Here is a 535-nt window from a genome sequence, read left to right on the forward strand (position 1 = left end):
ATTCGGGATTGTTTGACCTCCTTCACGTGAGAGTAAGCAACACCCTAAAAGGACTTAGACCTATCTATGAATCTAGAAACCATACCGTCTGGAGAGTTGACGGTATCTAACCAACGCTCCATTTCTCGACTTGTCGCTCAAGCCGGACAAATGCTGTTGGCCCATGGCGCAGAAAGTACGCTTGTGTGCGATATCATGCGTCGTATTGGCTTAGCTTGTGGCGTGCATGAAGTGGCTGTAGCCCTCTCAGCCAATGCCTTGGTTGTCACGACCGTAATGGATGGACACTGCATCACCACTACTCGAAGCTGTGCCGATCGTGGCATCAACATGCGCGTTATTACGCAAATTCAACGCATCTGTATCATGATGGAGCGCGGGTTACTCGATGCTGCCATGGCGCAGAAAAAACTGAATACCATCAGCCCAGAACGGTACAACCGCTGGCTAGTGGTGCTTATGATTGGCTTATCATGCGCGGCATTCAGCCATTTAGCGGGTGGCGATTGGGGCGTATTTATTATGACCTTCTTGG

General features: G+C 50.1%; 1 protein-coding gene. It reads left to right on the plus strand.

All coding sequences use genetic code 11. The annotated features are described in order from the left end of the window. Positions 1-66: 66 nt before the first annotated feature. On the plus strand, positions 67-535 hold a 469-nt coding region (locus R8O11_RS30755; protein ID WP_318195325.1), incomplete at its 3' end, for a threonine/serine exporter family protein.

It is taken from the genome of Vibrio sp. 1288 (genome assembly GCF_033344475.1).